A 7,076-nucleotide genomic window follows, 5' to 3' on the forward strand; every position below is an offset into this window, starting at 1 on the left:
GATTGAAATCGATTGGGTGTGAGTACTCTAGTAAAACTTTGTCTGATGGGTTTAACCAATACATTTAATGTGTCTTTGCACGCTTTTTTCGTATAGTGAACCGACTCATCGCATGATTTAATGACAGATTGATTTTTACAAATGCCAGTTTGTTTATAGCAAGCACCCTCTAGAATACTGTCTGGATTTTCAAGCAGTCTTTCTGCGTATTGCATCTCAAAACGATTTGGATTTGGTCGAACCTTGGGACGACGTCCTGCCTGCCTGAATACTTCTTTTGCTGTCTCATTATTTTTTAAAGCATCCAAACCTTGAGCGGACAAAGCATTGTTTCCCTCTTGGGGTTGAAGTGTCGATTCTTGAGGATTTTCTGTATAGCCTTTTAATACCGTTGCTGGATTAAATCCCTTTAATGCTCTTAAGGCTTCATCACGCGCGTGAAGTGCATCATTCTGATTTTGTGCAGAAACGAGCGCGGCAAACAGGAAGCCAAATAAAATGAAACCAAATTGTCTCATCTAAGGCTCCTGACATCTTGAGGTGCAAAATCAACTTCCCCACGGCCTGCCATACGGGTGAATCCTTCTTGAATCGTCAAGTGACCATAAATCACATCAAAGGCTTTACCATCATCCACAACCAAAGCGGGGACTTGATGGATGCCAAAACGCTCAAACTTCGTTGGATCAATATTTAAACTTAAATCAGGAATACGCTTGCTTAATGCCATCACTTTGAGTGCTGTCTCACTCATCGAGTCATGGTATAGACCATTTATATACGCTGGAATATTTAGTTGGGCGCTTTCTTTTAATGTCTCTTGCAAAAGCGTATCTGGCATAGAAAAGCTAACAAACACAGATACTTGTACTGCAAAAGATGAAGTCATTATCAAAAATCCAATCAATAACAAAATTCCTTTTCTTAACATAGAATTCTCCCGACTAAAGGAATGTACAGTGACGTTTTCGCCACACCAAAAACCCATATTGGTCAGGCGTATGTGGCTTGATTTTTCCAGCTTCCCAGGCCAGGGTGCTGTGGCCCGATGGGTAGCAATGCTTACCATCAGGCACTTGATTCACCATCTCATAGCGATAACGTGATTTAGGGGTTACGGTGTAGTAATGCTCTTTGCAAATTGCTCCAGATTTTGGGCTTGAGTCAGACACTAAAAACTCACGATGCATTTTGTAATTCATGCGCTCAGTAAGTAGCATTGCAGTTTGTACCGGTGAAATAGAGGCATTAAGGTGTCCTGTCATCGGATAATGCGTTCCCTGGCTGCCCGCACACCAAAAAAGGCTATCCAGTGGTTTATTTGTCATAGTAGATGAGAGTGCATCCGCAGCACACGCGCTTGCTGCCACAGGATTTCCAAATAACACTGACTCAGGACTTAACACAAAGCTCATCTCTGAATCCTGCCAGGTCGGATCAAGTTCGGTCAGATAAGCAATATCAAAATCACCTTTTTGCAAGCAACCCACGGAGGTAATGAGATTCAACCAGTTAATCAATGGATATTTGTACCAGTGCACATGGAAAAATGCGCGTTGCTGCCCATTGCCCACCACATGACGACCACCCCTGCCCTGCTTCAGCCCCAAATTCAATTTATTACCACCAAGATTTACCAGACAATACGGTGTATCCGTGACATCGGTGAGCGCCATCGGCTCCCAAAATCCAATATTCAAACCGATTCGCACGCCAGTACTTGTAGGGCAAACGCCTATAGGACTGGATGCATTTTCCGTATCTGGAAGAGACGAGTTCACCACCTTTGCATTGCCAATAGATAATGGAAATAAGCAACGCCAGCACACATCAGTCACTGGGTTCACAAAATGTCCGGTACATTGCTTGGCATTAAGGGGCGCAAAACCAAGAAAAAGGATTGTTACAAGCAATATCCTAAAGCACATCACCATTCTCCTTGATTGCTTGTTCATGAATGACCAGATGATTTTGGTGACGTGTCACTTTTGCCGGTACATGGGTAATATGAAGCTTTGTTGTGATTTTCCCTGCCTGATCGAAATAAATCACCGCATTCAATTTTTTCTCAGCTGTATTAATCGTACCGCCTGTCAGAATCAATTTAGGATTCGCGCACTGAGTTTTTTGAAGTACCGCCCAATTCAACTGTGCTTCATCATCGGCATTAAAGAATAACCAACACGGTGTGTAGGAAGGCATGTGTTGCAACGCATTTACATGAGTTCCTTTTGAGTACAAAATGCGCCCACTTTCATTGGTTATGTCCTGGCTTAAGGTCATTTCTGGCGCGTAATCATGACACGTTGAACGGTTAGTACGCGGAAGATCCAATGCTGTTGGCCTGTTCGCGTGCTCAACTGCCGTTTGAATCCAGCGCTGATTCATTGCCTCAAGTTCACCACTTGCTTTCAAAGCAGCTAATCGTTCTTCAATAAGCGTTAAAAAACTCTTTTCCGCAATAGGAAACACTTCGCCTACGACACCAAAAGATTTGGCATAAACCTGACCTATTAAACTCATAAGCAGAATGAAACAACAAATAATGTTCACGATTTGTTCCTCATGGCCTTACTTAACCTCATTCTCACCTCATCGGTAATATCAGCACCGCCAGCAAAAACATCAGACGACCTTAAAATGACGACCTTCTTTTGCTGTGCTATATCAACCAGCACCTTATTCAGTACCTCATTAAATCTTCTGGTAGACTGTTCCACTTGAGATTCGGTCGCTTTTATTTCTGCCAATTGACGAATAAATTGACCTTGAACCACCTCTTTATCAAAAACAACAATCGACTTTTGAGGTGGTACACCATAAAAAATGCAAACCACACCAAAAACCGCTAATGCACAACCTAAAACCAGGGAAGTTAATCGCATCATTCTGCCCCATAAGATTGGTGTGCAACGCGCTGTACTGCATCAGACAAGCTAACCCCTTGCTTGGTTAACGATTCAATGAGACTCACCTCCTCCCCTGAGGTGGAAAACAGAACACGTGAAAACGGATCGCAAAAATAACGATGAAAAGTGGTGACATTTCCAAATTGGATCATCAAATTGGAAAACCCTTGAGTTTTCGCCTCACCAAAAGATTCAATAACTTTTACTTCTAATGGATTAAAATGCTTTGGATGCTCATCAACGTATTGTTTGAACCCGCCCTGACGCATAATGATTTTAGTATCAGAGCTTGCAGCAATCGCCCTCCCCTGAATGGTGTTCATCGTATCTACAAGATTTTGTGTAATGACCGCAAACCCGCCCATATGCTTTCTTGCAGTACGAAAACCCTGCTCGATAAAACTGGCACACACAGGATTTGAGCCAAGCGCTAAAAACCGCCAGGCTTCATCAATCACGCAGCGTTTTTCGCGTTTTCTGTCTGAATGATAAAATTGCCCCTGGATAATCACTATCATGACAAACATGACAATGGTCAAAAGCTCAGGGTTGGATTCCAGCTCACCCATTTCCAGAACCACCAAATTGGAACCATTGAGAAGTGGGGTATCGCTGTTAAAGAGGTGGCCGTAAAGACCACGACTTCCATATTTGCCGAGCAAAATCGTCAAATCCTTAAGTCGTTGATCCCCCTGATTCTCTTTCTTCTCCAGCATTCCATTGAGACTTGCTAATACATCATCCATTTTTGCTGTCCTTCCATGCGCTTTCCAGCATTCAGTCACAGCATCTAAAAGCCAGGATTTTTGCACTTCGCTCAAGGCTTCAGACGGGCTTGCCATAATAGCCAACAAGTCCCTGATTTGAATGTAATCATTAACCTTCTCCCCTTTAATCTCAGTGACACCATCGAAATCAAACAGCGTGAAGGGATTAAGTGCTAACGTTGCTGCATTAATATAGCTGCCACCCACCATCTCACATAAATGCTTGTAGGAGCCGCCCAAATCAATAACGAAAATCTGCTGACCTCGCGATAAACCATCTAAAATTTGGGCTTGCTCAAAGAATGACTTTCCAGCACCAGGGCTTGCTACGGTTAGCCGATTAAAGTTGGTAATCGGCAATACTCTGTCATCAAAGGTATTTAAATAAAACAGTTGATGGCGATAAGTAGGAACGATTAATCCCTGTCTTGCCCCTTTAAAATCAGCAATGACAGGCAGCAAATTAGCAACGTTGGTATGGGTTAGTTTTTTGGTCATGCCCAAAAACGCAATACTCGAAAAAAGCCCCTCGGTCAGCATAAAAGGCAAGCTGCTTAAGAACCTTAACCATTGTTTGCAACGACTGATGCTTAAGGTAAAACCCATTTGCCTGAAACTTGCAATCGCTTTAGCGACATGCTCACGTTCGCGGTCGCTAGTTGTATAAAGAATGACATTGTAAAACGTTGGCAATAGATGCAATTCACCTTTGGTTGCATGCTCATGAACAAATTGCCACTCAGCCGCTTCTTCACGAATGGAAGGATTAATAAAACCTTGCACCGCATTGTTGTTGGCACTCAATGATTTAGCGCGAGCCTTAGCTTTCGCCTTCACCTTTTCCTGATTGACTCCTCGAATGGTAAATGAAATTAAAAATGGACATTGAATCCCCTGCTCCGTATCCAAGAGATTCGCAAATAAATCCGGTGTTTGCCATAAAGCAAAGGGTTTGACCGGATAATCAGAGAGCTCACAATTAACCAGTCGTGTTTGCTGGATTGCTCCTTTCAAATCCACCAGTGAGGATTGAATGCATTCATCCCCAATTTCAATTTTACTGGAACGATTAGGTATACTCTCCGAAATAAGCCCTTGGGATTCGTTAATGACTGGCCAGGATAACTCGTTAAAATCAGGGGAAAAAAGAGCGCGCATCAGCACCTTAAAATCATCTTCCTCAAGCCGCTTATACCCAAATCCTGCAACCTTTAATTCAGATTCAAAGTCAGCTTGTAACAGATGAAGCTGCTCTTTGACATCCTGTTGAATAGGTCTTGAAACAAAAAGATAACAACAATAATCACTCAATCCTGCGGGAACATTACGGCCATTTTTATACCCTTTTTTGATGGCATTTAAGTGATATTTAAGGCTCTCACGTGCAAGCTCCGCATAAATACCTCCTTGCTTTAAAATAGGTTCATAATTTTGTGAAAGTGAGGCGCCAAGCCAAGGATGTTTATACAATAGCACCGTGCAATCAGTCCCTACAGTTAATTTATTTTTAAACAATTGCGACAAACTGCTCATTAAGGACTCATCCGCACCGGACATGGGCAAAAGTTCTAAACCAAAACCCATCGAGTTGCGATTAACAAAGAAGCCTCTCTCATTCACCGTTTCGTAAGGCAAAAGGGCTTTAATCGAGGGCAAGTCAAGCGCACACGATTCATGCGCTTTATCATGTGCATGAAGCGAAGCGGGTTTAATGCCTGATGTTTCCCCAAGTAATGTCGCAGCTTGATGTAATAAATCGCGTGCTTTATCACGAAATGCCGCCAAAGTTAAGCCCATGATTGCCCATCCACTTTTTTGACAACCCATACAGACTGACCATTGTTTTGCTTGATAATTGTTCCTCCAACTTTTTGAATATTATTTTCAGCGCGCACCTTAGCGCGTCTTGGGAGCGTTGGTTTTACATCATCAGCAAAGCGAGTCATGGCATCAACCTGCTCTATGGTTAAACAACTATCCCCTGCCGTGGCATTACAGCTGAAATTGGAATTCATCGTGCCACAACCCGTTAAAAAGATTGCCAGCAAAGGCATTAAGGAAAACATTGGGCGTTTCATCGTAAACCTCCTGTTTCATTACGACTTAAGGTATTTACCTGGTCAATTTTCCCCAAGACCTCGGGAGGAACGGTAAAATTCATCTCAGAATTTTGGTTGTCCTCTTGACTTGCTATCAGTTCATGAGATTCTTGCTGTGCTTTAACTTGGTTCATCGCATGTTGACTTTTGTCTTCATCTGGCTCTAAGTAAAAACCATCTTTAAAAACAATGGTGACCACATTGCCAGAGCCTACCTGAATCACCGGATGGTATTGTTCTGCCCGTTTGACGTAGTATTGAGATAACGTGTCAGCCGCTTTGGAAGCACCGCCATAGGCTGCAAAAGGTGCGATTTGACTGCTTGGTACAACAGAGGTTGCGCCATATGGGCCAATGACTTGCACGCTTTGCGCGTATTGTGCGGCACTTGCTATACCTGATAATGAACCACTGACACCCGCCCAAGTCATTACTTTGTTGTCCCGCATCAAGGGTTTTCCTTTTATGCCCACCTTGCCGTTGAAAAACACCCAGCCTGTTACTTCCTTATCAATAATCGGCTCACCAGGATGAGCGCACGATAGGCGATATAGCGTTCCGTAAGCACGCTCACTGGAAATATCCCCATACGAATTGGCACTGACGCGACAGCCTCTTAAGCGTGAGCTCTGCCCGTTAGGCAATGTTCCGTCTTCCAGAAACTTAAACAGCATCACACCATTGTTTTTGGATTGGCCATTCACGGAGGCATCCGCATCTGCCCCGCCCAAAATAACTGCCCGTACTGATGTATTGGACGGTACGTAATGAGCAGGATTTAGATAAAAATTAGGGTGAGTTTTGATGATGCGTCGTTTAGGACGAAACGATACCGTATGAATGCGAGGACCTGCATCAGATAACACCGCACCACCATTCATTACGTTGTTCATGGCATAGGTATTAGGGTTATGCCACAATTGTGGGTTTTGTACTTGGTTTAATTCTTGAGGGTTATTTTGCGGCTCTGTACTGATTTGCTTTTCTTGGTGAGCCAAAACCAGCTCTTGTACTTGAGATGTTAATTCTTCTTTTTGCGCCTGCAATTCTTTTTGATGTGCCTCACCCATTGATTTAATGTTAATGATCAATTCACCAATTTGTTTTTTTAATGATTCCAGTTCTGTTTGTTGCGCTGTAAGCGCATTATCTGCAACCGCATCGGTAAACGATTCATCAACAATTCCTGTTAAATCAACTGATTTTTTTAGAGCTTGAGTCTTTTTAGGACGGCCATCGGCTAATAGCACAATCATCATGGCAACAAGAAAAAACAGACCACATCCCGCCACAATCAAAGT

The 7,076-nt window shown here is 43.0% G+C and carries 7 protein-coding genes and 1 pseudogene; all 8 read right to left on the minus strand.

The features are described 5' to 3' along the window. A pseudogene (locus Lbru_RS06920) lies at positions 1 to 518 on the minus strand (conjugal transfer protein TraN); the annotation flags it as partial. Beyond that, entirely contained in the window at positions 515 to 931 is a 417-nt protein-coding gene (trbC, locus tag Lbru_RS06925; RefSeq protein ID WP_058441466.1) for a type-F conjugative transfer system pilin assembly protein TrbC, read from the minus strand. The gene trbC and the pseudogene Lbru_RS06920, both read right to left, overlap by 4 nt. Positions 932 to 944: 13 nt before the next feature. After that, on the minus strand, positions 945 to 1,928 hold the full coding sequence (gene traU, locus Lbru_RS06930; protein WP_058441467.1) for a conjugal transfer pilus assembly protein TraU: 984 nt from the start codon (positions 1,926 to 1,928) through the stop codon (positions 945 to 947). After that, on the minus strand, positions 1,918 to 2,553 hold the full coding sequence (gene traW, locus Lbru_RS06935) for a type-F conjugative transfer system protein TraW (protein WP_083500855.1): 636 nt from the start codon (positions 2,551 to 2,553) through the stop codon (positions 1,918 to 1,920). Before traW ends, traU begins: the two co-directional genes overlap by 11 nt. Beyond that, positions 2,550 to 2,888, minus strand: coding sequence for a type-F conjugative transfer system protein TrbI (gene trbI, locus Lbru_RS06940; protein WP_238583840.1), 339 nt, complete (start codon positions 2,886 to 2,888; stop codon positions 2,550 to 2,552). Before trbI ends, traW begins: the two co-directional genes overlap by 4 nt. Further along, positions 2,885 to 5,503, minus strand: a complete 2,619-nt coding sequence (gene traC, locus Lbru_RS06945) for a type IV secretion system protein TraC (RefSeq protein WP_238583842.1) — start codon at positions 5,501 to 5,503, stop codon at positions 2,885 to 2,887. Before traC ends, trbI begins: the two co-directional genes overlap by 4 nt. Next, entirely contained in the window at positions 5,464 to 5,754 is a 291-nt protein-coding gene (locus tag Lbru_RS06950; RefSeq protein ID WP_058441469.1) for a TraV family lipoprotein, read from the minus strand. Before Lbru_RS06950 ends, traC begins: the two co-directional genes overlap by 40 nt. Continuing rightward, positions 5,751 to 7,076, minus strand: a 1,326-nt coding sequence (locus Lbru_RS06955; protein ID WP_065235437.1) for a TrbI/VirB10 family protein, incomplete at its 5' end; no start/stop codon positions are given. The genes Lbru_RS06955 and Lbru_RS06950, both read right to left, overlap by 4 nt.

Source organism: Legionella brunensis (assembly GCF_001467025.1).
Lineage (GTDB): Bacteria > Pseudomonadota > Gammaproteobacteria > Legionellales > Legionellaceae > Tatlockia > Tatlockia brunensis.

Bases quoted from the DNA above. Each gene is read 5' to 3' on its own strand.
- trbC (WP_058441466.1), bottom strand. From the start codon at position 931: ATGTTAAGAAAAGGAATTTTGTTATTGATTGGATTTTTGATAATGACT.
- traU (WP_058441467.1), bottom strand. From the start codon at position 1,928: ATGTGCTTTAGGATATTGCTTGTAACAATCCTTTTTCTTGGTTTTGCG.
- trbI (WP_238583840.1), bottom strand. From the start codon at position 2,888: ATGATGCGATTAACTTCCCTGGTTTTAGGTTGTGCATTAGCGGTTTTT.
- traC (WP_238583842.1), bottom strand. From the start codon at position 5,503: ATGGGTTGTCAAAAAAGTGGATGGGCAATCATGGGCTTAACTTTGGCG.
- Lbru_RS06950 (WP_058441469.1), bottom strand. From the start codon at position 5,754: ATGAAACGCCCAATGTTTTCCTTAATGCCTTTGCTGGCAATCTTTTTA.